At 60.4% G+C, this 24,549-nt stretch carries 23 protein-coding genes; 14 read left to right on the top strand and 9 right to left on the bottom strand.

Going from position 1 to position 24,549, the window contains the following annotated elements:
- Positions 1 to 399 precede the first annotated feature (399 nt).
- The 5 genes from AC07SI_RS27790 to dksA all read right to left on the bottom strand — a co-directional run bounded on the left by AC07SI_RS27790 (position 400) and on the right by dksA (position 6,454).
- Entirely contained in the window at positions 400 to 1,839 is a 1,440-nt protein-coding gene (locus tag AC07SI_RS27790; RefSeq protein ID WP_065910292.1) for a sigma-54-dependent transcriptional regulator, read from the bottom strand.
- A 22-nt stretch (positions 1,840 to 1,861) separates the two neighbouring features.
- Complete coding sequence (locus tag AC07SI_RS27795; RefSeq protein ID WP_168167075.1) at positions 1,862 to 4,816, bottom strand: sensor histidine kinase; 2,955 nt, start codon at positions 4,814 to 4,816, stop codon at positions 1,862 to 1,864.
- Positions 4,800 to 4,976 carry a hypothetical protein gene (locus AC07SI_RS27800; RefSeq protein ID WP_003176118.1) on the bottom strand — a complete coding sequence of 59 codons (177 nt, stop codon included), beginning with the start codon at positions 4,974 to 4,976 and terminating at the stop codon, positions 4,800 to 4,802. Before AC07SI_RS27800 ends, AC07SI_RS27795 begins: the two co-directional genes overlap by 17 nt.
- A gap of 62 nt (positions 4,977 to 5,038) precedes the next feature.
- Positions 5,039 to 5,926 carry a tRNA glutamyl-Q(34) synthetase GluQRS gene (gene gluQRS / locus AC07SI_RS27805; RefSeq protein WP_495006930.1) on the bottom strand — a complete coding sequence of 296 codons (888 nt, stop codon included), beginning with the start codon at positions 5,924 to 5,926 and terminating at the stop codon, positions 5,039 to 5,041.
- Positions 5,927 to 6,010: 84 nt separating this feature from the next.
- Positions 6,011 to 6,454: an RNA polymerase-binding protein DksA gene (gene dksA, locus AC07SI_RS27810; protein WP_065910298.1), complete on the bottom strand. Its 444-nt coding sequence runs from the start codon at positions 6,452 to 6,454 to the stop codon at positions 6,011 to 6,013.
- A 319-nt stretch (positions 6,455 to 6,773) separates the two neighbouring features.
- On the opposite strand from dksA, the gene AC07SI_RS27815 reads away from it, so the two are divergent.
- Entirely contained in the window at positions 6,774 to 7,946 is a 1,173-nt protein-coding gene (locus AC07SI_RS27815) for a pyridoxal phosphate-dependent aminotransferase (RefSeq protein ID WP_065910300.1), read from the top strand.
- Positions 7,946 to 8,656: a DNA/RNA nuclease SfsA gene (gene sfsA / locus AC07SI_RS27820; protein ID WP_065910302.1), complete on the top strand. Its 711-nt coding sequence runs from the start codon at positions 7,946 to 7,948 to the stop codon at positions 8,654 to 8,656. The genes AC07SI_RS27815 and sfsA overlap by 1 nt, the downstream gene beginning before the upstream one ends.
- On the opposite strand, the gene AC07SI_RS27825 is transcribed toward sfsA, so the two are convergent.
- Positions 8,653 to 8,970: a Rieske (2Fe-2S) protein gene (locus tag AC07SI_RS27825; protein WP_262135298.1), complete on the bottom strand. Its 318-nt coding sequence runs from the start codon at positions 8,968 to 8,970 to the stop codon at positions 8,653 to 8,655. The genes sfsA and AC07SI_RS27825 overlap by 4 nt on opposite strands.
- 156 nt (positions 8,971 to 9,126) lie before the next feature.
- Between AC07SI_RS27825 and AC07SI_RS27830 the strand changes: the two genes are divergently transcribed.
- From AC07SI_RS27830 to AC07SI_RS27840, 3 genes are read left to right on the top strand one after another with little or no spacing between them, the layout of a single operon-like run.
- The gene (locus AC07SI_RS27830; RefSeq protein WP_495006931.1) at positions 9,127 to 10,005 is read left to right on the top strand and encodes a heme/hemin ABC transporter substrate-binding protein; all 879 of its coding nucleotides are present in this window, start codon (positions 9,127 to 9,129) and stop codon (positions 10,003 to 10,005) included.
- Positions 10,002 to 11,039, top strand: coding sequence for a FecCD family ABC transporter permease (locus AC07SI_RS27835; protein WP_065910308.1), 1,038 nt, complete (start codon positions 10,002 to 10,004; stop codon positions 11,037 to 11,039). The genes AC07SI_RS27830 and AC07SI_RS27835 overlap by 4 nt, the downstream gene beginning before the upstream one ends.
- Complete coding sequence (locus AC07SI_RS27840) at positions 11,039 to 11,806, top strand: heme ABC transporter ATP-binding protein (protein WP_065910310.1); 768 nt, start codon at positions 11,039 to 11,041, stop codon at positions 11,804 to 11,806. The genes AC07SI_RS27835 and AC07SI_RS27840 overlap by 1 nt, the downstream gene beginning before the upstream one ends.
- Positions 11,807 to 12,059: 253 nt before the next feature.
- On the opposite strand, the gene AC07SI_RS27845 is transcribed toward AC07SI_RS27840, so the two are convergent.
- From AC07SI_RS27845 to AC07SI_RS27855, 3 genes are all read right to left on the bottom strand, one after another.
- Positions 12,060 to 12,332 (bottom strand): TfoX/Sxy family protein, encoded by a 273-nt coding sequence (locus tag AC07SI_RS27845; RefSeq protein WP_120449919.1) that lies wholly within the window; start codon positions 12,330 to 12,332, stop codon positions 12,060 to 12,062.
- Positions 12,333 to 12,536: 204 nt separating this feature from the next.
- Positions 12,537 to 12,881, bottom strand: a complete 345-nt coding sequence (locus AC07SI_RS27850) for a pentapeptide repeat-containing protein (RefSeq protein ID WP_065910314.1) — start codon at positions 12,879 to 12,881, stop codon at positions 12,537 to 12,539.
- Positions 12,882 to 12,973: 92 nt separating this feature from the next.
- Positions 12,974 to 14,530 carry a bifunctional aminoglycoside phosphotransferase/ATP-binding protein gene (locus AC07SI_RS27855; protein ID WP_065910316.1) on the bottom strand — a complete coding sequence of 519 codons (1,557 nt, stop codon included), beginning with the start codon at positions 14,528 to 14,530 and terminating at the stop codon, positions 12,974 to 12,976.
- Between the two features lie 118 nt (positions 14,531 to 14,648).
- Between AC07SI_RS27855 and mrcB the strand changes: the two genes are divergently transcribed.
- The 9 genes from mrcB to msrQ all read left to right on the top strand — a co-directional run bounded on the left by mrcB (position 14,649) and on the right by msrQ (position 24,465).
- On the top strand, positions 14,649 to 16,973 hold the full coding sequence (mrcB, locus tag AC07SI_RS27860; protein WP_495006932.1) for a penicillin-binding protein 1B: 2,325 nt from the start codon (positions 14,649 to 14,651) through the stop codon (positions 16,971 to 16,973).
- Between the two features lie 16 nt (positions 16,974 to 16,989).
- Positions 16,990 to 17,724: a tetratricopeptide repeat protein gene (locus AC07SI_RS27865; protein ID WP_065910320.1), complete on the top strand. Its 735-nt coding sequence runs from the start codon at positions 16,990 to 16,992 to the stop codon at positions 17,722 to 17,724.
- A complete protein-coding gene (locus AC07SI_RS27870; protein ID WP_065910322.1) occupies positions 17,724 to 18,053 on the top strand; it encodes a YqcC family protein in 330 nt (109 codons plus the stop codon). Before AC07SI_RS27865 ends, AC07SI_RS27870 begins: the two co-directional genes overlap by 1 nt.
- Positions 18,054 to 18,484: 431 nt before the next feature.
- Positions 18,485 to 20,209 carry an acetolactate synthase 3 large subunit gene (locus tag AC07SI_RS27875; protein ID WP_065910352.1) on the top strand — a complete coding sequence of 575 codons (1,725 nt, stop codon included), beginning with the start codon at positions 18,485 to 18,487 and terminating at the stop codon, positions 20,207 to 20,209.
- Positions 20,210 to 20,211: 2 nt separating this feature from the next.
- A complete protein-coding gene (gene ilvN / locus AC07SI_RS27880) occupies positions 20,212 to 20,703 on the top strand; it encodes an acetolactate synthase small subunit (RefSeq protein WP_003176102.1) in 492 nt (163 codons plus the stop codon).
- A gap of 46 nt (positions 20,704 to 20,749) precedes the next feature.
- Entirely contained in the window at positions 20,750 to 21,766 is a 1,017-nt protein-coding gene (ilvC, locus tag AC07SI_RS27885; protein ID WP_003176099.1) for a ketol-acid reductoisomerase, read from the top strand.
- A 144-nt stretch (positions 21,767 to 21,910) separates the two neighbouring features.
- Positions 21,911 to 22,768 carry a CDP-diacylglycerol--serine O-phosphatidyltransferase gene (gene pssA / locus AC07SI_RS27890; RefSeq protein WP_065910324.1) on the top strand — a complete coding sequence of 286 codons (858 nt, stop codon included), beginning with the start codon at positions 21,911 to 21,913 and terminating at the stop codon, positions 22,766 to 22,768.
- Between the two features lie 63 nt (positions 22,769 to 22,831).
- Positions 22,832 to 23,845, top strand: coding sequence for a protein-methionine-sulfoxide reductase catalytic subunit MsrP (gene msrP / locus AC07SI_RS27895; protein ID WP_495006933.1), 1,014 nt, complete (start codon positions 22,832 to 22,834; stop codon positions 23,843 to 23,845).
- Positions 23,845 to 24,465 (top strand): protein-methionine-sulfoxide reductase heme-binding subunit MsrQ, encoded by a 621-nt coding sequence (gene msrQ / locus AC07SI_RS27900; RefSeq protein WP_065910328.1) that lies wholly within the window; start codon positions 23,845 to 23,847, stop codon positions 24,463 to 24,465. Before msrP ends, msrQ begins: the two co-directional genes overlap by 1 nt.
- Positions 24,466 to 24,549: the final 84 nt, after the last annotated feature.

Genomic DNA, 24,549 nt, shown 5'->3' on the forward strand with positions numbered 1-24,549 from the left:
GCTGTGTTGCTGATCTAAGATCCAACCAGTTCAGGCTCTGCCTTAGGGCAGTTTTTGTTGTTCTCGGCCTGGTTGCGGGGCAAGCCCCAAATGCAACGCCTCTCCAAAAGAATCAGTTAGCTGCGCCTCCGCCGTGTTGTTTTTATTATGCGTGAGTCGATTCGTCTTATTTTTATTGTCTTGTACAAAGCTTGTTATTGTTTTTGTACTAAGCATATAGCAGGGTGCGTGCCAACTTTTGTGCCGCCCAGCAAAAGCAGGGGTTTGAGGCGGTTTTGGGTTTTCGACGGGCGAAAAAAAGCCGGGGCTTCGTTACCGTAAGCCCCGGCTTTTGTTACGTGAAAAATCAGCGGTAACAGTTTTTTCACATCTGAGGGTGTTACCTGTGGGGGCGCACCCTCAACTCTCGCTGGCCACCCCGGTCTTGCGCCGTGGGATGCCCAGGCGCTGGCGCCGTTCCCACAGGCACTTGCGGCTCACGCCCAGCTTGCGTGCCAGTTCGGTCTCGGTCATGTGGTCCTGGTGCTCAAGGACGAAATGCTGGAAGTAGTCTTCCAGTGACAAATCCTCCGTCGGCTCGTGGCTGGTATTGCTACCGCCGCCCTGTTGTGGGGCCAGGCCGATGAAGTCGTCATCCTCAAGGTCACTGAGCTCGATATCGATGCCCAGCAGCTCGGCGGAAATCTCCGGGCTCTCCGACAGAATCACCGCACGTTCGACCGCATTCTCCAGTTCACGCACGTTACCCGGCCACGAGTAATGCCGAATGGCCTGTTCGGCATCCGGGGCGAACTTGAGGTCGGTACGGTTGATGCGGGCGCTCTGGCGCAGCAGGAACGCGTTGGCGATCTCGTTGACGTCGGCGCCACGCTCGCGCAGGGCCGGCAGCTTGAGGGCGATCACGTGCAAGCGGTAATACAAGTCTTCACGGAACTGGCCGATCTTGGCCAGGCTCTTCAGGTCACGGTGCGTGGCTGCGATCAGGCGCACATCCACCTTCTGCGATTGCACCGAACCGACGCGGCGAATCTCGCCTTCCTGCAGCACGCGCAGCAAACGCGCCTGGGCTTCCAGGGGCAGCTCACCGATTTCATCGAGGAACAATGTGCCGCCGTCCGCCGCTTCGACCAAACCTGCACGGCCGGCGCTGGCGCCGGTGAACGCGCCTTTCTCGTGGCCGAACAGCTCGGACTCGATCAGCGATTCGGGGATCGCCGCGCAGTTCACCGAGATCATCGGTGCCTTGGCGCGCTTGGACAGGTTGTGCAGGGCGCGGGCTACCAGTTCTTTACCGGTACCCGACTCGCCCTGGATCAGTACATTGGAATCAGTCGGCGCGACCTTGCGGATCTTGCTGTACAGGTCCTGCATCGGTGGGCAGGAGCCGATGATGCCGATCTCGCCGTTACTGTTGTCGACCCCCGGCTTGTCGGCGCCGTTGGCCGCTTTACCGGCGGGGCGCTGTTCGGCAGGTGCGCTGCTGGCTGACTGGCGGTCACGCAGGATGCGGGCCACGGCCTGGAGCATTTCATCGTGGTCGAAAGGCTTGGCGATGTAGTCCACCGCGCCCATCTTCATGGAGTCCACCGCCGAGCGCAGGCTGGCGTAGCTGGTCATGATCAGCACCGGGGTGCCCTGGCCAAGCTTGATCAACTCGGTGCCAGGCGCGCCCGGCAGGCGCAGGTCACTGACAATCAGGTCGAACGTGGGAATGCTGAACCGCTCCTGGGCTTCCTGCACCGAGCCGGCTTCGCTGACCTGGTACTGATTACGTTCAAGCAGGCGACGCAAGGCAGAGCGGATAATGGTTTCGTCTTCGACGATCAAAATGTGCGGCATTGATTCAATTCTCTCGACGGTCTCAGTTCACAGCGGACGTCGCTTCGACATGACGCGGCAAGGTCACCCGAATACGGGTGCCGCGTTGGCTTTCGGTGTCAGCCGGGCTGTCGATGGTGATTTGTCCATAATGCTCTTCAACGATGGAATAGACCAGTGCAAGGCCCAGACCGGTACCTTCACCCGGATCCTTGGTGGTGAAGAAGGGTTCGAACAATCGGTCCATGATGTTCTGTGGAATGCCGCTGCCTTCATCCTCCACGATCAGGTCGACCGTGTGCTCGAAAGCCTCGCTCTTGACGCGTACCGCGCTGTGCGGCGGCGACGCGTCACGCGCGTTGGACAGCAGGTTGATCAGCACTTGGGCCAGGCGTTGTGAGTCGCCGTCGACCCAGTGGTCGGGGTCGCACAAGTTGAAGAACTGTACTTCGAAATTACGCCGGTTCAAGGCCAGCAGCCCAATGGCATCCTGCGCCACCTCGGCCAGGCACACGGCCTCGTCCTGATTCTGATGGGCTCCGGCATGGGCAAAGCTCATCAGCGACTGCACGATGCGCGAGACCCGCTTGGTCTGTTCGAGTATTTGCCCGCTGATCTCGGTGATTTCGCCGTCTTCCTCGCGCTCTTCGCGCAGGTTCTGCGCCAGGCAAGCGATACCGGTGATCGGATTGCCGATTTCATGGGCCACGCCTGCGGCCAGGCGACCGATGCTGGCCAGGCGCTCGGAGTGCACCAGTTTGTCTTCGAGCATCTGCGTGTCGGTCAGGTCTTCAACCAGCAGCACCAGGCCGCTGTTGCCGGGGGCCAGCGGCTCGTCGATGGCGGCTTTGTGCAGGTTGAGCCAGCGGGTCTGGCCGTCAAGGGCCAGGTGCTGCTTGTGCAAATGCTCGTCGGGCAGGTTGATAAAGCCTTGCAGCAGTTCTTTCCACGGATCGCCCAAGGTGTTGAGGCGCGAGCCGACCACCCGTTGTGCGGCGATGCCGGTGAGTTCTTCCATGGCCTTGTTCCACATCAGGATCTCTTGATCCTTGGCCAGCGAGCACACGCCCATCGGCAGTTCCTGCAGGGTCTGGCGGTGGTAGCGACGCAGGGCATCGAGTTCGGCGGCCAGTCCGGTGAGGCGTGAGTGGTAATCCTCCAGCCGGCTCTCGATGAAATGGATGTCTTCGGTGACGTAGTTTTCGCCGCCGGCCTTGTAGGGCAAAAAGGTTTCGACGATGTCCTGGGACACGCTGGGGCCCATCAGGCCGGACAGGTTGGCTTCAATACGGTCACGCAGGCGGCGCAAGGCATACGGGCGGCGCTCGTCAAACGGCAGGTAAAGGTCGCGCAGCGCCTGCTCGACCTCCTTTTGCGCGGCCTTGGCGCCCAGCGGCTTCGCCAGTTGCGTGGCGAACTCCTGGGGCGAGGCGGCATGCAGTTCGCGGCGCTGCGGGCGGCGCACGTTGTCTACTGCGCAGGCTTCGGCGGCGCTGGTCTCTTCGGGGCTGGCGTTGGTGAACAGCGAAATCAGGGTGAACATCAGCACGTTGGCCGCCAGCGAGGCAATCGCCGCCATGTGCCAGCTGGTGTCGTCCAGCACGTAGATCATGTTCAGCAGCGGGATGTAGAAGCCCTGCAGATTGCCGACCAGCGGCAGCAGCATGGTCACGAGCCACACCAGGATCCCGGCCAGCAGCCCGGCGATGAAGCCACGTCGATTGGCCGTCGGCCAGTACAGCACCGACAGCACTCCCGGCAGGAACTGCAAGGTCGCGACAAACGCGACGATGCCCAGGTTGGCGAGGTCTTGTCCGGCGCCGAGCAACAGATAGAACCCGTAGCCGGCCATGATGATGGCGACAATCAGCGCGCGGCGCGTCCACTTCAGCCAGCGGTAGATATTGCCTTCGGCTGGTGGCTGGTACAGCGGCAGCACCAGGTGATTGAGCGCCATGCCCGACAGCGCCAGCGTGGTGACAATGATCAGCCCGCTGGCTGCCGACAAGCCGCCGACATAAGCCAGCAGCGCCAGGGCCGGGCTGTTGGCGGCGATGCCGATGCCGAGGGTGAAGTATTCCGGATTGGTCGTTGCCCCGAGTTTGAGGCCGGCCCAGAGGATCAGCGGCACCGCCAGGCTCATCAGCAGCAGGAACAGCGGCAAGCCCCAGCTGGCGCTGACCAGCGAGCGCGGGTTGAGGTTCTCGGTGAAAGTCATGTGATACATGTGCGGCATCACGATGGCCGAGGCGAAGAACACCAGCAGCAGCGTGCGCCATGGACCTTCCTGCAGCGGCGTGTGCAGGGCGGCGAGGGCCGTCTGGTTTTGCAGCAGCCACAGTTCCAGCTGTTGCGGGCCATCGAACACGCCGTAGAGCGCATAAAGGCCGACACCGCCGATGGCGATCAGCTTGATCACCGACTCGAACGCAATCGCGAACACCAGGCCTTCATGCTTCTCGCGGGTGGCGATATGGCGTGAGCCGAAGAAAATCGTGAACAGCGTGATCAGCGCGCAGAAGGCCAGGGCGACGCGGTGCTGCACGGGCTCGCGGGTGAGGATGCTGATGGAGTCTGCCACCGCTTGAATCTGCAGGGCCAGCAAGGGCAGTACGCCGATCAGCATGAAAACGGTGGTCAGCGCGCCGGCCCAGGTGCTGCGAAAACGGAAGGCGAACAGGTCGGCCAATGACGACAGTTGATAGGTGCGGGTGATCTTCAGGATCGGGTAGAGCAGCACCGGCGCGAGCAAAAATGCGCCGGACACGCCCAGGTAACTGGACAGGAAGCCGTAGCCATACTGATAGGCCAGGCCCACCGTGCCATAGAACGCCCAGGCGCTGGCGTAGACGCCCAGGGACAAGGTGTAGGTCAGCGGATGGCGAATGATCGCCCGCGGAATCATTCCGCGCTCACTGATCCAGGCGACCCCGAACAGCGCCGCCAGGTAGGCGGCGCTGATCAGCAGCATCTGGGTGAGGCTAAAGCTCATCGGCATCTTTTTGGCTCTGCAGGATAAAGGTCACGACGATCAGGATCAGCCACAGCAGATATGGGCGGTACCAGGCGCCCGTGGCGTCGATCCACCAATCCATGATGGCGGGGGAAAACAGGTAGATCCCGACGACCAGCAGCAGGACCAATCGATAGATGTACATGTTGGCCTCTGATTGAAAAACTGCGGCGATGGTAACGGATGGTGGGCAAGCTGCAAGCGCCTTCAGCTCAATTGCGCTTCGGCCAACGTGAGTGTGCGCGGGATGCGGCTGGCATCCCACTGCGCAATGCCCCAATCCAGCAGCTCCCGTGGGCTGGTGTGGAGCAACTCGCTGCCGGGTTGCTGGCCGAGCGCGCGCAGGGCTCTCAATAGCAAAGGCGTGGCCTGGTCAGGTGTCAACGGCGGGGAGCGATAGGATTTGCCCAATTTGTTACCGTCCGGCTGGACAATCAACGGTACGTGAAGATAGCGCGGTTGGCGCAGGCCCAGCAGCTCCTGCAGATACAACTGGCGCGGCGTGGAGTCGAGCAGGTCGGCGCCGCGCACGATATCGGTCACCCCTTGCCAGGAATCGTCGAGGACCACGGCCAATTGATAGGCGTACAGGCCGTCACGGCGGCGGATGATGAAATCGCCTACATCGCGGCCCAAGTGCTGTCGGAATTCACCCTGAACGCGGTCAGTAAAGTGGTATTCCAGCTCAGGAACGCGCAGGCGAATGGCGGCATCTTGCTGGTCATGCCCGGCATTGCGGCACAGTCCCGGATAAATCCCGTTGTAGCCCTCCAGCTGTTTGCGCGAGCAGGTGCACGCATAGGCCAGGCCGTGGTTGAACATATCGTTCAGCACTTTGGCGTAGGCATCATGCCGCTCGCTTTGTCGGACCAATTCACCGTCCCACTCAAAGCCGTAGCTTTCCAGGGCGTGCAGGATCGCCGTTTGGGCGCCGGGCTCTTCACGTGGCGGGTCGAGGTCTTCCATGCGCATCAGCCAGCGGCCGTGGTTGGCGCGGGCGTCGAGGTAGGAGGCGAGGGCGGCGACCAGCGAGCCGAAGTGCAAATGGCCGCTGGGCGTGGGGGCGAAACGCCCGATATAAGTAGAGGCTGTCATGGGCCGGATACTACTGGAAAAGCAGTAAATTCCAGAAACAAAAATGGGGCGTTCGCACGCCCCATTTCTTTCAGCTCGGCGGGATTACTTGCCGACCTGTTTTTCCTTGATTTCAGCCAAGGTCTTGCAGTCTACGCAGAGGTCCGCGGTAGGGCGGGCTTCCAGGCGACGAATACCGATCTCGACGCCGCAGGATTCGCACCAGCCGTATTCTTCGTCTTCGATCAGTTGCAACGTCTTGTCGATTTTCTTGATCAGCTTGCGCTCGCGATCACGGGCGCGCAGTTCGAGGGCGAACTCCTCTTCCTGGCTGGCACGGTCGGCCGGGTCCGGGAAGTTGGCGGCTTCGTCCTTCATATGGTCAACCGTGCGGTCGACTTCCTGCATCAAGTCCTGCTTCCACTTCTTCAGGATATTGGAGAAGTGCTTGCGCATGGGCTCGCTCATGTACTCCTCACCCTTCGCCTCAACATAGGGTGTGAAGCCGCTGAGGCCTGAGGATTGTTGTTGCTTTGCTTGGGTGGACATGAATAGACCGCCTCTCACTCTTCTAATCCATTGCGCAGGATTGCAACGTCACCGACACCTGCCGGCCCTGCGGCTGCAAGCGGGCGAACTTACCAGATAGATTCAGGGTGCGCCACTCCCGGTTGTCGAGGGCCATCACGCCAGGGTTGCTGACAGCAGCAGCCCGCTATGGCTGGGTATGGATCGCCCTGCGTGTTGATTTTAGTCGTTTTACAAGCGCTTGCTGGCCCATCTTGAGCGGCCGAGCAGGCAATAGAACATGTTTTACGCCAGGGGTTCGGTAGAATCCTTATTTTGTCCTCACCGTTAAGGAAGGCTAATGGCTCAGCCCTACAGTGCGCGCAGTCGCGCCATCGAACCTTTTCATGTCATGGCGTTGCTGGCGCGAGCCAATGAGCTGCAGGCGGCCGGCCATGATGTGATCCACCTGGAAATCGGCGAACCGGATTTCACCACCGCCGATCCGATCATCCAGGCCGGCCAGGCAGCATTGGCCAACGGCAAAACCCGCTATACGGCGGCCCGTGGCCTGCCGGAGCTGCGCGAGGCCATCAGCGGCTTCTACCAGCAGCGCTACCGCCTGGACATCGATCCCGAGCGCATCTTGATTACCCCGGGCGGTTCCGGCGCCTTGCTGCTGGCCAGCAGCCTGTTGGTGGACCCCGGCAAGCATTGGCTGCTGGCTGACCCGGGTTACCCGTGCAACCGGCACTTCCTGCGACTAGTGGAAGGGGCGGCGCAGTTGGTGCCGGTGGGCCCCGATGTCCGTTATCAACTGACCGCCGACCTGGTTGCCAGGCATTGGGACCAGGACAGTGTGGGTGCTCTGGTGGCCTCGCCGGCCAACCCCACCGGCACGATCCTCACGCGGGATGAATTGGCGGGGCTGTCCAGTGCCATCAAGGCCCGTAACGGCCATTTGGTCGTGGACGAGATTTATCACGGCCTCACCTACGGCACCGACGCCGCCAGCGTGCTGGAGGTCGATGATGAAGCGTTTGTCCTGAATAGTTTTTCGAAGTATTTCGGCATGACCGGCTGGCGCCTGGGGTGGCTGGTGGCGCCACCGGCAGCCGTCGGTGAATTGGAGAAGTTGGCGCAGAACCTGTACATCAGCGCGCCCAGCATGGCCCAGCATGCGGCATTGGCCTGCTTTACCCCGCAAACCCTGAGCATTCTGGAAGAGCGCCGCGCCGAATTCGGCCGCCGCCGTGACTTCCTGCTGCCAGCGTTGCGCGAACTGGGCTTCGGCATCGCCGTCGAGCCGGAAGGGGCGTTCTACCTGTACGCCGACATCAGCGCCTTCGGCGGTGATGCCTTCGCGTTCTGCCGACACTTCCTCGAAACCGAGCATGTCGCGTTTACGCCCGGGCTGGACTTCGGCCGTTATCAAGCCGGTCACCATGTGCGCTTTGCCTACACGCAAAACCTTGATCGGCTACAAGAAGCGGTGGAGCGGATCGCCCGTGGCCTGCGGAGCTGGCAAGGCTGATGCGTTTTTATCCTCCCCTCGAAGAAGCGCGCCTGATTCGCCGATACAAGCGTTTTCTCACCGATATCGAGACCGTTACCGGCGAATTGCTGACCATTCACTGCCCCAACACCGGTTCGATGCTCAATTGCATGGTCGAGGGCGGGCAGGTCTGGTTCAGCCGTTCCAATGACCCCAAGCGCAAATTGCCGGGCACCTGGGAAATCGCCGAAACGCCCCAGGGCCGGCTGGCCTGTGTCAACACCGCGCGCGCCAATCAGCTGGTCGAAGAGGCGTTGCTGGCCGGGGTGATTGTCGAGCTCAATGGCTTTACTGCATTGAAGCGCGAAGTGCCTTACGGCCAGGAGAAAAGCCGCATCGACTTTCGCCTGGATTACCCGAATGGCGCGGCCTATGTCGAGGTCAAGAGCGTGACCCTGGGTTTCGATGACACTCCCGTTGCCGCCTTCCCCGATGCAGTCACCCAGCGCGGCGCCAAGCATTTGCGCGAATTGGCGCACCTGGCGCGTGACGGCGTGCGCGCGGTGCAGCTGTATTGCGTCAATCTCTCCGGCATTGACGCAGTGCGCCCGGCGGTGGAGATCGACGCCGCCTATGCCGCGGCCTTGCGTGAGGCAAAGGCGGCGGGCGTCGAGGTGCTGGCGTATGGCGTGAAGGTTACGCCTGAGGAAATCTTCGTTGACCGTCGACTGGAGGTGCTGCTCGACTAGAGTTGCACCCACAGCCCCTGTTCGTCTTCGCGGCCGGGCAGGGCGGTAAGGCTTGCGCCTGCGCAGGGTCCGGCGATGCACTCGCCGCTTTCGATCAGGAACAGCGCACCGTGGGTCGCGCACTGGATCAGGCTGGCACTGGTGTCGAGGAAGCGGTCGGGCTGCCATTCCAGCGGAATTCCGCGATGGGGGCAGCGGTTGATATAGAAGTAGGCAACGCCGTCGCGGCGCACTGCCAGCAGCTTGCAGCCGTCCAGATCAAACCCCAGGCTGGAGTTGGGGGCGAGAGCGTCGGAGGGGCAGAGAAACTTCATTTCAATCCTTAAGTGCCTTGACGTGCAAATGCAAACAATTATCAAATGCCGGCTTCGCCCGTCAGCTGACCGGGTGCTTGGTTCGATGTTCGGCAGGAGTTACCTGTCACATCACCGAGTGCTCGAAAGGCCCTGCCCTTGGAAGGAAACCCTGTTATGCGCCTGAGTGCCAGCGCTATTGCGCTTGTTGTCGGACTGCTGGTCAACCACGGGGCGCAAGCCTCTGAACTGCCTCAACGTTGGGTGAGTGCCGGTGGGGCGCTGTCGGAGTGGGTGACGGCCCTGAGCGGTGAGTCGAAGCTGGTGGGGGTGGACACCACCAGCCAGCATCCGGAATCGCTCAAAGCGTTGCCGAGCATTGGCTATCAGCGCCAGTTGTCCGCTGAAGGCATTCTCAGCCTGCGTCCACAGGTGCTGGTAGGGACCGACGAAATGGGGCCGCCGCCGGTGCTGGCGCAAATCCGCAGCGCAGGCGTGCAGGTGGAGATGTTCTCGGCGGAACCGGACCTCCCGGCCCTCAAAGGCAATCTCCAGCACCTGGGTAAGTTGCTGGGCAACCCGGCCAAGGCCGATGAATTGTTTACCGAATATGAGCAAGCCCTTGATCAACAGAAACGCTGGGTTGCCAAGGCCCAGGCCACGCAAAAGGCGCCGGGTGTGTTGGTGTTGATTGGCCACGCCGGCGGTAAATCGCTGATCGCGGGCAGGGACACTGCCGCTGACTGGGTGTTGCGGCAGGCGGGCGGGCACAACCTGGCGACTCATAATGGTTACAAGCCGTTTTCGCTGGAGTCGCTGGCGGGGTTGAGCCCTGATGTGTTGGTGTTCGCTGATCGTGCCCTGACCGGCGACGCGGCACGCGCGGCGTTGTTCAAGGAGAATCCGATCCTTGCCTCGACGCCGGCGGCCAAGAATGGGCGAGTGTTTGAGCTGGACCCGACCTTGCTGGTCGGCGGCTTGGGGCCGCGTCTGCCGCAAAGCCTGGTAGAGCTGTCCGCCGGGTTCTATCCCGCCCAGGCTAAAGCCGCCCCATGACCACTCTGGTTAAACCGCGAACGTTATTTATCGGGCTGACGATACTGTGCGCCCTCGCGACTTGGCTATCCCTGGCGCTGGGGCCTGTGAGCCTGCCCTTGCTGGATACGCTGAAGGCGGCGCTGCGATTGATCGGGGTGCCGATCCAGGCGCAAGGGTTGGAGCAGGCGGAGCTGATCCTGGGGCAGATTCGTCTGCCGCGAACCTTGCTGGGGCTGGCTGTCGGCGGTGTATTGGCATTGTCGGGCGTGGCCATGCAGGGACTGTTTCGCAACCCGCTGGCGGATCCGGGCTTGGTGGGGGTTTCCAGTGGTGCGGCGCTGGGCGCAGCAGTGGCGATTGTCGGGGGGTCGTTTTTCGGCGGCTTGCCGGATGCCTTCGGGCCTTACCTGTTGTCGTTGTGTGCATTCCTCGGTGGCCTGGGGGTGACCGCGCTGGTCTATCGACTGGGTCGGCGTAACGGCCAGACCAATGTCGCCACGATGCTGCTCGCCGGTATCGCGCTGACGGCCCTCGCGACCTCGGTGGTCGGCTTGTTCACTTACCTGGCCGAGGACGCGACCCTGCGCACCCTCACATTCTGGAATCTGGGCAGCCTCAATGGCGCCAGTTATTCGCGGCTGTGGCCTCTGTTGCTGGTGAGCGCCGGCGTAGCACTGTGGTTGCCGCGCCGCGCGAAGGCGCTGAATGCCTTGCTGCTGGGCGAGTCGGAAGCGAGCCACCTCGGGATTGATGTCGAACGGCTCAAGCGCGAGTTGGTGTTCTGCACCGCGTTAGGAGTAGGCGCAGCGGTGGCCGCGGCGGGCATGATCGGCTTCGTGGGGTTGGTGGTGCCGCACCTGGTGCGCCTGTTGGCGGGGCCGGATCATCGCGTGCTGTTGCCGGCTTCGGTGTTGGCGGGCGCCAGCCTGCTGCTGTTTGCCGACCTGGTCGCGCGCCTTGCCTTGGCGCCGGCTGAATTGCCGATCGGTATTGTCACTGCATTTATCGGTGCGCCGTTTTTTCTGTACCTGTTGTTGCGGGGGCGTGCCTGATGCTGCGTGTCGAAGATCTGCATATCCGTCGCGGCAGCAAGACGGTGTTGGCGGATATCACTCTCGATCTGTTGCCGGGCCAGGTGCTCGGCGTACTCGGCCCCAACGGTGCGGGCAAGAGTACGTTGCTCGGCGCATTGTGCGGTGAGCTGCATCCCGACCAGGGCAAGGTGTGGCTGGACCAGCAAGCACTCAAAGACTGGACCGGCGCACAGCGCGCGCAGCGCTTGGCGGTATTGCCGCAAAGCTCGACCCTGGACTTTGCTTTTCGCGTGGAGGAAGTCGTCGGCATGGGGCGTTTGCCGCATCAGACCGGCCGCACGCGCGATGACGAGATTATCGACGCGGCGCTACAGGCTGCGGATGTCGGCCACTTGAGCGGTCGCAGTTACCTGGCGTTGTCTGGTGGCGAGCGTCAGCGCGTCCACCTGGCGCGGGTGCTGGCGCAGCTATGGCCAGGCGAGACGGGGCAGACGTTGCTGCTGGATGAGCCCACTTCAATGCTGGACCCGTTACATCAACACACCACGTTGCAGGCGATTCGCACCTTTGCTGATCGCGGCGCGGCGGTGCTGGTGATTCTGCATGACCTGAATCTGGCGGCACGTTATTGCGACCGGATTTTGCTGCTGGAGCAGGGCCGACCGCATGCGCTGGACACGCCGGAACAGGTGATGCGTCCGGAGCCGCTGAAAGCCGTGTTCGGCTTGGATGTGTTGGTGCAGCCTCATCCTGAGCGGGGGCATCCCCTGATCATCGCCCGCTGAACGGTATGGCAGGCAGCTTTCTGCAGGCAAAAAAAGACCCGGCAAGAGCCGGGTCAAATAACCGTGATTAGCCTGATGAGGAGATAATCTGAGAGTCCGAACCAATGGTCTTTCAGTTATCGGCTGATCTCGCGACCAGTTGTGATAATCATAACGATTCTCATTTGAGAGTCAATGCTTGTTTTGGGTCGCTTCGAATTTTTCCTCAAACAATCGTTCGAAATGCCTGTAATTGTTGGGCTTGCTGACTGATCTAATTTCTCTGCCGTGCCGAGAGGGCGTCCAGCTGGCGGTTCAACGCCTCCTTGCGCTCGGCCGGAATGTCGTTCCAGTGCACATCCATCAAGGCCCCTTCGATTGCATACAGCAGCACTTTCGAAGCCCGGAACCCGCGCGTTCTCACTGCTCGATAGGCATCCACAGCCCCCAGGCGGCGCAAGTCGGACGCACTGTGGATGCCCACCGCATGCAGCCACTGTGCAGACGTCTTGCCGAGGTTTTTCAGGTGTTGCAGCTCATCATTCATCAAGCCTCCTTGCGACGGCCGAATGGTGCGGTGGGTATCGTGACCAGGCAAGCCTGAAAAGGAGTGTAGCGCTCAGTAGGAAAAGCGTAGTTCTTTGGTCAGGAACGGCCTAAAAGCTTATAAGAATGACGCGGGGATTTTGACGGCGGGCAGGTGCAAGGTCCTTGGTACGTGGGTGCGTACCAAGGTCCGGGAGGACAATGTCTACTTGGTGCGGTAGCGCAGGCGAGTGCCGAAATTGACCGACATGAGGATCTCGTCGGCGGTCAGTTCAGGTGGGAAGTAGGTGCCCGAGATTTGCGCATGCGCCAGGCTGGCGCCTTCCAATGAGCAGTCACGCAAATCCAGGCCGCGCAGGTCGGCGGAGCGGAAGTATGCGTCGGTGAAATCCACGCCGACGGCATTCAGCTCGCGCAGGTCCAAGCCGCGGAAGTCGCCGCCACGCATGTCGATCGCCCCTTCTTTTGGGCGTTCCTGATTGAAGCCGCGGATATCGTCTTTATGCAGGAGCGAGTAGAGCGGTGTATCGAGAAGCTTGGGCTGACTCATGACGGCGACTCCTGTTGGATTTATGACGCCATTATAGTGCCACTATTGCTTGGTCGTGCGCCCAAGTAGACGACACGACCAAGAAATTTTTCTTACAGGCCCGGCAAGCGCTGACGAATATGCGCGACCAAGGCATCCAGTGTCCCGCTTTCATTGGTCTCGACGCGTTTGCTCAGCAGCAGTTCTTCGGCCGTCAGTGGGTCACGATTGGCCTGCTGTTCTTCGATTACCGCCAGCGTTGCGTCAGACGGATCGTTCTTGTCTGCCTGACGTTGTGCCAGCCAGGCGCTGATAACGGCTTGAGGTGCGTTGCAATCCAGGATCAGGAAAGGCGCGCCAGTGGCCTCGGCAACCTTGGCCGCTGCGTCGCGCTGTTCGCGTTTGAGGAAGGTTGCATCCAGCACTACCGGGTAGCCAGCACGCAATACGATGTCGGCGATTTCATTCAGGCGTGCGTAGGTGGCGGCGCTGGCATCCGCGGCATAAATGCCGGCCTGTGGCGTGTTTTCCACGTGTTGCTCGCCGAACAGGCGCTTGCGCTCCACATCCGAACGCAGGCGCACCGCCCCCAGTGCTTCGACCAGGCGCATGGCGACGTGGCTTTTGCCGACCGCCGATACACCGTGGGTGATCGCCAGGAAACGCGACGGAATGGTGCTGTAGCTTTCGGCCAGGTTGGCGTAGTTACGGTACTGGCGCAGGGTAGTGGCGCGCTGCACCGGGCTTGCCTCGCTCGGCATGCTGAACAGCGAGATCTTGGCGCGAACGAGCGCACGGTAGGCTTTGTAGAAGTTCAGGACTTCGAGGCCCTGATAGTCGCCGGTCAGTTCCAGGTACTGGCTGATAAAGCGCCGCGCCAGCGACTTGAGGCCACGGTCTTCCAGGTCCATCGCCAGGAAGCCAGTGTCGGCGTACACATCGGTGAAACGGAACGGTTCGTTGAACTCGATGCAGTCGAAAATAACCACGTGGCCATCGATCAAGGTGGCGTTGCCCAGGTGGATATCACCGTGACATTCGCGGGTGAAGCCTTCCAGCTTGCGTTGTGCCAGCAATGGCTTGAGGCGCTCGAAGCTGCTTTCGGCCCAGGCTTGCAGTGCTTCGAGTTGGTCCAGGTCGGCCTTGTCGCTGAGGAACGGGCGGATCTGGTCGAAGTTCTGCCGGACCGGTGCCATCACTTCGTCCGGCGTGCCGGCTGGGTGATCCTGCGGGACTTTCGGCGCGGTAAGGTGGAAGTGCGCGATCTGTTTGGCCATTTCATCGATGTGTGCGCTGGTCAGTTCGCCATTGGCCTGCAGGGTGCTGAGCAGTTGGCTTTGCGGGAACTGACGCATTTTCAATGCGTATTCGATGACCGGGCCGTCGCCGCCCAATTGCGGGGCTTCGGCCGTGCCGGTGATTGGCAATACTTCAAGATACAAATCTTCGGTCAGGCGCTGGTTGAGGCGCAGTTCTTCCTTGCAGAAGTGACCCCGGTCGTCCAACTGGGTGAAGTCCAGGAAGCCGAAGTTCATCGGCTTCTTCAATTTATACGCATAAGGACCGGTCAGGATGACCCATGAAATATGGGTCTCGATGACGTGGAACGCTTCTACCGGATGGGGGTATAAAGCCGGGTTTTGCAGGGCGGCGATCAGGGACTGGCTCACGGGCGATCCTTCAGAGTCTGGAGAAAAACATGGCGGGCATTATGGCTGCTGCGGCCGGTCGTGCAAACCGCTGTCCGGCTCATGTTGATCAGCCATAAAGTGCGTATAATCCGCCGCCATGACTCGAACCCGATCTCCCCGTTCCCGTAAAAAACCTCCTTCGCGTGGCCTGAGCCCATGGCTGGGCTGGGCGCTCAAGCTCGGCCTGGTGGGCCTTGTGGTGCTTGCCGGCTTCGCCGTTTACCTCGACGCCGTGGTCCAGGAGAAGTTCTCCGGCAAGCGCTGGACCATTCCGGCCAAGGTGTACGCACGCCCGCTGGAATTATTCACCGGCCAGAAGCTGAGCAAGGATGACTTCCTCACCGAACTCGATGCCCTGGGCTACCGCCGTGAACCCGTGAGCAACGGTCCGGGCGCTGCGGCTGTCAGCGGCAATACCGTCGACCTCAATACCCGTGGCTTCCAGTTCTATGAAGGCCTGGAAAAAGCCCAGCCGGTGCGCGTGCGTTTTTCCGGTGACTATGTAGCCGAGCTGTCATCGCTCAATGGCTCGAAGCTGCCGGTGGTGCGCCTCGAACCGCTGATGATCGGCGGGATTTACCCGAAGAATCTTGAAGATCGCATCCTGATCAAGCTGGATCAGGTGCCGCCGTATCTGCTCGAAACCCTGGTTGCTGTCGAGGACCGCGATTTCTACAGCCACTGGGGCGTGTCGCCGAAGTCGATTGCCCGCGCCATCTGGGTCAACACGTCTGGCGGCAAGATGACTCAGGGCGGCAGTACGCTGACCCAGCAGTTGGTGAAGAACTTCTATCTCACCAACGAGCGCAGCCTGACCCGTAAGCTCACGGAAGCCATGATGGCGATGCTGCTTGAATTGCATTACAGCAAGCAGGAAATCCTCGAGGCTTACCTCAATGAGGTCTTCGTCGGCCAGGACGGCCAGCGCGCAGTGCACGGTTTCGGTCTGGCCAGCCAGTTCTTCTTTGGCCAGCCGCTGTCCGAGCTGAAGCTGCATCAGGTCGCGTTGCTGGTGGGCATGGTCAAGGGGCCTTCCTACTACAACCCGCGTCGCAATCCTGAGCGTGCGCTGGAGCGCCGCAACCTGGTGCTCGATGTGCTTGAGCAGCAGGGCGTGGCCACCGCGGAACAAGTCGCTGCAGCCAAGAAAATGCCACTGGGTGTGACTACCCGCGGCAAACTGGCCGACAGCTCCTTCCCGGGCTTTATCGACCTGGTCAAGCGCCAGTTGCGTGAAGACTACCGTGACGAAGACTTGACCGAAGAAGGCCTGCGGATCTTCACCAGTTTCGACCCGATCCTGCAGATGAAGGCCGAAGCCTCGGTCAACGACACCTTCAAGCGCCTGACCGGTCGCAAAGGCTCCGACGAAGTCGAGGCCGCCATGGTCGTGACCAACCCGGAAACCGGTGAAGTCCAGGCCATGATCGGCAGCCGCCAGGCCAGTTTTGCCGGTTTCAACCGTGCACTGGATGCGGTACGGCCGATCGGCTCGCTGGTCAAGCCGGCCGTCTACCTGACCGCGCTGGAAAAGCCGAGCAAATACTCGCTGACCAGTTGGCTGTCGGACGATCCGCTGTCGGTCAAAGGGGCCGATGGCCAGGTGTGGACGCCGCAGAACTTCGACCGTCGCTCCCACGGTACGGTGTTCCTGTACCAGGGGCTGGCGCATTCCTACAACATCTCCACCTCCCGGCTCGGCCTGGAAGTGGGCGTGCCGAACGTCCTCAAGACGCTGGCGCGCCTGGGCATCACCCGCGAGTTCCCGGCTTTCCCGTCGATCCTGCTGGGCGCTGGCGCAATGACGCCGATGGAAGTGGCGACCATGTACCAGACCCTTGCCAACGGTGGCTTCAATACGCCGATGCGCGGGATCCGCAGTGTGCTGACCGCCGAAGGCGAGCCGCTCAAGCGCTATCCCTTCCAGATCCAGCAGCGGTTCGACGCAGGCTCCATCTACCTGATCCAGAACGCCATGCAGCGCGTGATGCGCGAAGGTACCGGCAGTTCGGTCTATAAGGTGCTGCCGTCCAACCTGACGTTGGCGGGCAAGACGGGTACCAGTAACGACTCGCGCGACAGCTGGTTCGCAGGCTTCGGCCAGGACGTGCTGGCAGTGGTGTGGTTGGGGCGCGACGACAATGGCAAGACGCCGTTTACCGGTGCGACCGGTGCGCTGCAGGTCTGGACCAGTTTCATGCGCAAGGCCGACCCGCTGCCGCTGAACATGCCGCAGCCGGACAATATCGTGCAGGCCTGGATTGATCCGCACACCGGCCAGGGCTCTGACGCCAACTGTCCGGGCGCGGTGCAGATGCCGTATATTCGCGGCAGCGAACCACCACCCGGCGCCGCATGCGGTGGCAGTGCCCCTGCTGACGCGGAATCGGTGATGGATTGGGTCAAGGGCTGGATGAATTAAGCAAAGAGGGTTTCAAGTGAACAAGTGGTGGATTCCAGCTATTACAGCTCTGGCTTTGCTCAATGGTTGCGCCAGCGTGCAGCGCGGCTCCATTCCCGTGGTGGACTCGAGCACCGCTGTCTCCAATAACGACCGGATCTCGGCCAACGGCGGGTTCCGCCAGACCGTGACCACGCGTCCTGCCCAGGCCGCCACCCAGGCTGTGCCGCAGGATTCGGGCGTGGTGGTGATGGTGCCGGGCGCCGGGGCGGCTACCTCCGCGCCGATCAGCGCCGAGCCGTGGACCCCGGGGCCGAGCACTTCGGGCCCGATCGACACCGCGCCGGTCCAGGCGGCGCCGATCAATCAGGGCACCTACAACATGCCGTCGACACCCAGCGGCATCCCGTCATCGTCCAGCGCTGGCGGCCTGTCGGCTGACGAGCAACTGGATGGGCCGGTACTGGCCTTGCTGACCACCGCCCAGCAACAACAGGCCGGTGGCGACTTGAACGGTGCATCATCGAGCCTGGAGCGCGCCCAGCGTGTGGCGCCGCGCGAGCCGCAAGTGCTGTATCGCCTGGCTCAGGTACGCATGGCCCAGGGCGACGCACCGCAAGCCGAACAGTTCGCCCGTCGTGGCCTGACCCTGGCCAATGGGCGTCCCGACCTGCAAGCCAGCCTGTGGGCCCTGATAGGCGATGCACGGGCTGCGCAGGGCGACGCTGCCGGTGCTGCCCAGGCACGTCAGAAAGCCAAGGTCAGCCTCTGATGGATGCACGTTTTCCAGCGATTGCCGAACAGTTATTGCTGATCGAGCGCGAATTGCGCGTGCAAGGCTGGTGGGATGAAGTGCCCCCCAGCCCCGAGGCGCTCAGCAGCGTCGAGCCGTTCTCGGTGGACACCCTGGACTTTCATCAGTGGCTGCAGTGGATCTTCCTCGTGCGCATGAAGCAGATCCTCGAGCAGGACCTGCCACTGCCCAACGCATCCGGGATCCTGGAGATGGCCGAGATGGTCTATGCCGACCGTCCGTTGCAGAGCCTCGGATTGCGCAATGCGCTGAAAAAGTTCGACCAATTGATCGTCGACGCTCGTTAATTGCCTGACTGTCGGGTTTTCCGGCAGTCTTGCGCACATTTCTACCGCTTGACGACATTCAGGCGAGTTTTATCCCTCCTCAACGCTCTTTCTTCTACGTTCTCATGCGCTTAGTTGGAAAAAAGCGCAATTATTGCTTGACTTGAAGGGGCTGAAACAGAAGAATCCAAAGTCCGCTGTATCGGGACTGCCAGAAGCAGACCCGCTCAGCAGATCATGAGGCGCACATCCGCGCCGACCTGTTACACCCGCAACGCGTTACCTCGCGCTGGGTGGGAAAAGCCCGCAACACTTGGGACGATCCCAATACTTGCTCAGTCAGTGCTGACGTAGTCGGCGACCACCGTCGCTCATGCTCTGTTGAGAAGTAAACCTATTAAGACCCGTCGGTTTTCAACGGACGGTATTCTGGCGTTTTAGAGGTGAACAACGTGGAGCTTTTATCTGGCGGTGAGATGCTCGTCCGCTTTTTGCGTGACGAAGGCGTCGACTATATCTACGGGTACCCAGGTGGTGCTCTGCTGCATGTCTACGACGCACTGTTCAAGGAACCGGCTGTTACCCACATCCTGGTTCGCCACGAACAAGCTGCTACCCATATGGCTGACGGTTATGCCCGTGCCACCGGTAAAGCCGGTGTGGTACTGGTAACGTCCGGCCCAGGCGCGACCAATGCCATTACCGGCATCGCGACTGCTTATATGGACTCCATCCCGATGGTGATCATTTCCGGCCAGGTCGCCAGCACCATGGTGGGTACCGATGCATTCCAGGAAACCGACATGATCGGTATCTCCCGGCCGATCGTGAAACACAGCTTTATGATCAAGCATGCGTCGGAAATCCCGGAAGTCATGAAGAAGGCCTTCTACCTCGCTCAGTCCGGTCGCCCGGGTCCTGTGGTGGTCGATATCCCGAAGGACATGACCAACCCTGCGGAAAAATTCGAATACGTGTTCCCGAAGAAAGCCAAGCTGCGCTCCTACAGCCCGGCTGTTCGTGGGCACTCGGGCCAAATCCGCAAGGCGGCAGAAATGCTCCTGGCGGCCAAGCGCCCGGTGCTGTACTCGGGCGGTGGCGTGATTCTGGGCGGTGGTTCTGCACCTCTGACCGAGCTTGCCAAGCTGCTTAACCTGCCGGTGACCAACACCTTGATGGGCCTCGGCGCGTTCCCGGGCACGGACCGTCAGTTTGTCGGCATGCTCGGCATGCACGGCAGCTACACCGCCAACCTGGCCATGCACCACGCCGACGTGATCCTGGCAGTCGGCGCACGGTTCGATGATCGGGTGATCAACGGCGCGAGCAAATTCTGCCCGAATGCCAAGATCATCCATATCGACATCGATCCGGCGTCCATCTCCAAGACCATCAAGGCCGACGTGCCGATCGTGGGTCCTGTTGAAAGCGTGCTGACCGAAATGGTTGCTGCGCTCAAGGACATCGGCGAGACGCCGAACAAGGAATCCGTTGCCAGTTGGTGGAAGCAGATCGACGAATGGCGCGGTGATCGCGGCCTGTTCCCTTACGACAAGGGCGACGGCAGCATCATCAAGCCACAAACCGTGATCGAAACCCTGTGCGAAGTGACCAAGGGCGACGCCTTTGTGACCTCCGACGTGGGCCAGCACCAGATGTTCGCGGCGCAGTACTACAAGTTCGACAAGCCTAACCGCTGGATCAACTCCGGTGGCCTGGGCACGATGGGCTTTGGTTTCCCTGCGGCGATGGGTGTGAAGCTGAGCTTCCCGGACACTGACGTTGCGTGCGTCACCGGTGAAGGCAGTATCCAGATGAACATCCAGGAGCTGTCGACGTGCCTGCAATACGGCCTTCCGGTGAAGATCGTCTGCCTGAACAACGGCGTGCTGGGCATGGTTCGTCAATGGCAGGACATGAGCTACAACAGCCGTCACTCCCATTCCTACATGGAATCGTTGCCGGATTTCGTCAAATTGGTTGAAGCCTATGGCCACGTCGGCATTCGCATCACCGATCTGAAAGATCTGAAGCCGAAGATGGAAGAGGCGTTCGCCATGAAGGATCGCCTGGTGTTCATCGATATTCAGGTGGATACCAGCGAGCACGTCTACCCGATGCAGATCAAAGACGGCTCTATGCGCGACATGTGGCTGAACAAGACGGAGCGTACTTAATCATGCGGCACATTATCTCCCTGCTTCTGGAGAACGAACCCGGCGCTCTGTCTCGTGTTGTCGGCCTGTTTTCGCAACGCAACTACAACATCGAAAGCCTGACCGTGGCCCCGACCGAAGACCCGACCCTGTCGCGCCTGACGTTGACTACTGTTGGCCACGATGAGGTGATCGAGCAGATCACCAAAAACCTCAACAAGCTGATCGAAGTGGTCAAGCTGGTCGACTTGTCGGAAAGTGCCCACATCGAGCGCGAGCTGATGCTGGTTAAGGTCAAGGCCACGGGCGCCCAACGTGCCGAGATCAAGCGTACTACCGACATCTATCGCGGGCAGATCGTCGATGTGAGCGCCAGCGTTTATACCGTTCAATTGACCGGTACTAGCGACAAACTGGACAGCTTCATCCAGTCGATCGGGACGGCCTCGATTCTGGAAACTGTACGCAGTGGTGTCACCGGGATTGCCCGTGGCGACAAAGTACTCAGCATCTAACCCAATTAGTGAATGGCCTCACGGCCTGGATATATAGAGGAACCTCATGAAAGTTTATTACGATAAAGATTGTGACCTGTCGATCATCCAGGGCAAGAAAGTCGCCATCATCGGCTACGGCTCCCAGGGTCACGCGCAAGCTTGCAACCTGAAAGATTCCGGCGTTGACGTGACTGTTGGCCTGCGTAAAGGCTCGGCCACCGTTGCCAAGGCTGAGGCCCATGGCCTGAAAGTGACTGACGTTGCTTCCGCCGTTGCTGCTGCCGACCTGGTCATGATCCTGACCCCGGACGAGTTCCAGTCCGCGCTGTACAAGAACGAAATTGAGCCGAACATCAAGAAGGGCGCCACCCTGGCCTTCTCCCACGGCTTCGCGATCCACTACAACCAGGTGGTGCCACGCGCTGACCTCGACGTGATCATGATCGCACCGAAAGCACCGGGCCACACCGTGCGTTCCGAGTTCGTCAAGGGCGGCGGTATCCCTGACCTGATCGCGATCTACCAGGACGCTTCGGGCAACGCCAAGAACGTTGCACTGTCCTACGCTGCTGGCGTGGGTGGCGGTCGTACCGGCATCATCGAAACCACCTTCAAGGACGAGACTGAAACCGACCTGTTCGGTGAACAAGCCGTTCTGTGCGGCGGTACTGTCGAGCTGGTCAAGGCCGGTTTCGAAACCCTGGTTGAAGCTGGCTACGCGCCGGAAATGGCCTACTTCGAGTGCCTGCACGAACTGAAACTGATCGTTGACCTCATGTACGAAGGCGGTATCGCCAACATGAACTACTCGATCTCCAACAACGCTGAATACGGCGAGTACGTGACGGGTCCGGAAGTGATCAACGCCGAATCCCGCCAGGCTATGCGCAACGCCCTGAAACGTATTCAGGACGGCGAATACGCCAAAATGTTCATCAGCGAAGGCGCTACCGGCTACCCTTCGATGACCGCCAAGCGTCGTAACAACGCCGCTCACGGTATCGAAGTCATCGGCGAGCAACTGCGCTCCATGATGCCGTGGATCGGTGCCAACAAGATCGTCGACAAAGCCAAGAACTAAGTCGCACGCATCAAGAGAAAACGCGGCTTAGGCCGCGTTTTTTCGTTTGGGGGGCCGGTTCTGGTATAAAGCTGCATCGTTTGCGGGCGAACACTCGCCGCACGTATTTGTCGAATTTTTTCAAACCGTTGCAAGGTAAAGTCCATGAGCGAACGTCCCGAAGAGCCAAGCCAGGCTTCTGACGCCGAAAGCCTGCTACCGATCGATGAACATGTCGAGGAAGGGCATGACGCTGAAGGCCGCAAGGTCCGGCATCGTGGCATCTATCTGCTGCCCAATCTGTTCACCACGGCGAACCTGTTCGCCGGGTTCTATTCCATCATCAACTCCATGAGTGCCCAGAGTGCGCTGGCGGCAGGTGATGCGGCGAGTGCCAGCAAGTATTTCGGCTTTGCCGCGATTGCGATCTTCGTGGCCATGGTGCTCGACGGCCTTGATGGTCGGGTGGCACGCATGACCAATACCCAAAGCGCCTTCGGTGCCGAGTATGACTCGCTGTCCGACATGGTCGCCTTCGGTGTCGCGCCGGCATTGCTGGCGTTTGCCTGGGCGCTGGGTGATATGGGCAAGGTCGGCTGGATGGTTGCCTTCATCTATGTGGCGGGCGCCGCATTGCGTCTGGCGCGCTTCAATACCCAGGTGGGGACTGCCGACAAGCGCTACTTCATTGGTCTGGCCAGCCCTGCGGCTGCCGGGGTGGTGGCGGGTATTGTCTGGGCGTTCAGTGACTACGGCATCCAGGGTTCCAAGATGTCGTTCCTGGTGGCATTGATGGTGGCTGCTGCCGGCATGCTGATGGTCAGCAACATCAAGTACAACAGCTTCAAGGAGCTGGACTTGAAGGGGCGCGTGCCTTTCGTGGCAATTCTGGCGGTGGTGCTGGTATTCGCCGTGGTGTTCAGTGATCCGCCGCGCATTCTGTTGCTGGCGTTCCTGGTCTACGCCGCTTCGGGGCCGGTTCAGTACTTGTTGCATATGCGCCGGGACAAAACATTGCCTTAATGTAATTTCCCCCATACTCCGCAGTCTATTGGTGCATCATTTCTCCAATGCTGCGGAGTTGCCATGTTAATCAAATTCCCCAAAGCGTCCGATTGCAATGAATCGGATGTCACGCCTGAATCCCTCTACTTTTCTCGCCGTGCGTTGCTCGGCGGTGCGCTTGCCGGTATGGCTGCCAGCAGTCTGCCGCGTTGGGCCAGTGCGGATGATGCTGCGCGTTACGCCGACGTCGATCCAGGTAAGGCCCCGGGGTGGTTTGCTGAAAAGCTGCCAGGCACCCAATGGCAGGCGGTGACGGTAAAAAACGAAGCCATCACCCCCTTCAAAGATGCTACTCACTACAACAACTTCTATGAGTTCGGTACTGGCAAGGGCGATCCAGCGGTGAATGCGGGCTCACTCAAGACCGAGCCGTGGAGCGTGGTGATTGATGGTGAAGTCGCCAAGCCTGGGCGTTACGCCCTGGAAGACTTCATGAAGCCGTATCAGTTGGAAGAGCGCATCTACCGTTTGCGCTGTGTCGAGGCGTGGTCGATGGTCATTCCCTGGATAGGCTTCCCTATAGCAGCCTTGCTTAAACAGGTCGAACCCACCTCCAAGGCCAAGTACATCCGCTTTGAAACCCTTCAGGACCCCAAGAGCATGCCGGGGCAGCGCTCGAGCTTCGGTTTGATCGACTGGCCTTATGTTGAAGGCCTGCGCCTGGATGAGGCGATGAACCCTTTGGCGATCCTTGCCGTGGGTATGTATGGGCGCGAGTTGCCGAACCAGAATGGGGCGCCGCTGCGTTTGGTCGTGCCGTGGAAGTATGGCTTTAAAAGCGTGAAGTCAATCGTGCGGATCAGCCTGGTGAGTGAGCAGCCGAAAACGACCTGGCAGAGTATCGCGGCGGATGAGTATGGGTTCTATGCGAACGTGAACCCTACGGTTGATCACCCGCGCTGGACCCAGGCCCGCGAGCGCCGTTTACCGAGTGGTTTGTTCAGCCCCAATGTGCGCGAGACGCAGATGTTCAATGGTTACTCGGACGAGGTTGCCTCTCTTTATACCGACCTCGATTTACGGAAGAACTATTGATGCGCTATCCGATCTGGCGTGCCAGCGTCTTTATCGCGGCGGTAGTCTGGCCGTTGTACTGGTTGTATGAGGCCTGGAGCTCCGCCCTGGGGCCAGATCCCGGAAAGGTGCTGGTTGACCGTTTGGGGTTGGGGACCCTGATCCTGTTGCTGGTCACCCTTGGGATGACACCGTTGCAGAAGCTGAGCGGTTGGGCAGGGTGGATAGCTGTACGTCGGCAGTTGGGGTTGTGGTGTTTTGCCTACGTGGTGCTGCACCTGGCGGCGTATTGCGTGTTTGTCCTGGGGTTGGATTGGTCGCAGTTGGGGGTTGAGCTGCGCAAGAGGCCGTACATTATTGTGGGGACGCTGGGTTTCTTGTGCTTGCTGATATTGGCGGTGACGTCCAATCGCTACAGTCAGCGTCGGCTGGGTGTCCGTTGGAAGAAGCTGCATCGCCTGGTATATGTGATTCTCGGCCTTGGGTTACTGCATATGTTGTGGATTGTGCGGGCGGACCTGAAGGAGTGGGCTATCTATGCTTCTATAGGGGCGCTGCTGTTAGTCCTTCGAATCCCTCCTGTAATGCGCAGGATTCCCCGCCTTATCGCGAAAAAATCACTTTCTGCAACAAAAGCGTAATTAGTGCTTGACGGCAGATTCTGGAAGTCTATAATTCGCCCCACTTCCGGCGCAGTCGAAACGGAAAACTCCTTGGTAAACAAA

This window comes from Pseudomonas sp. GW821-FHT05D12 (assembly GCF_059419825.1).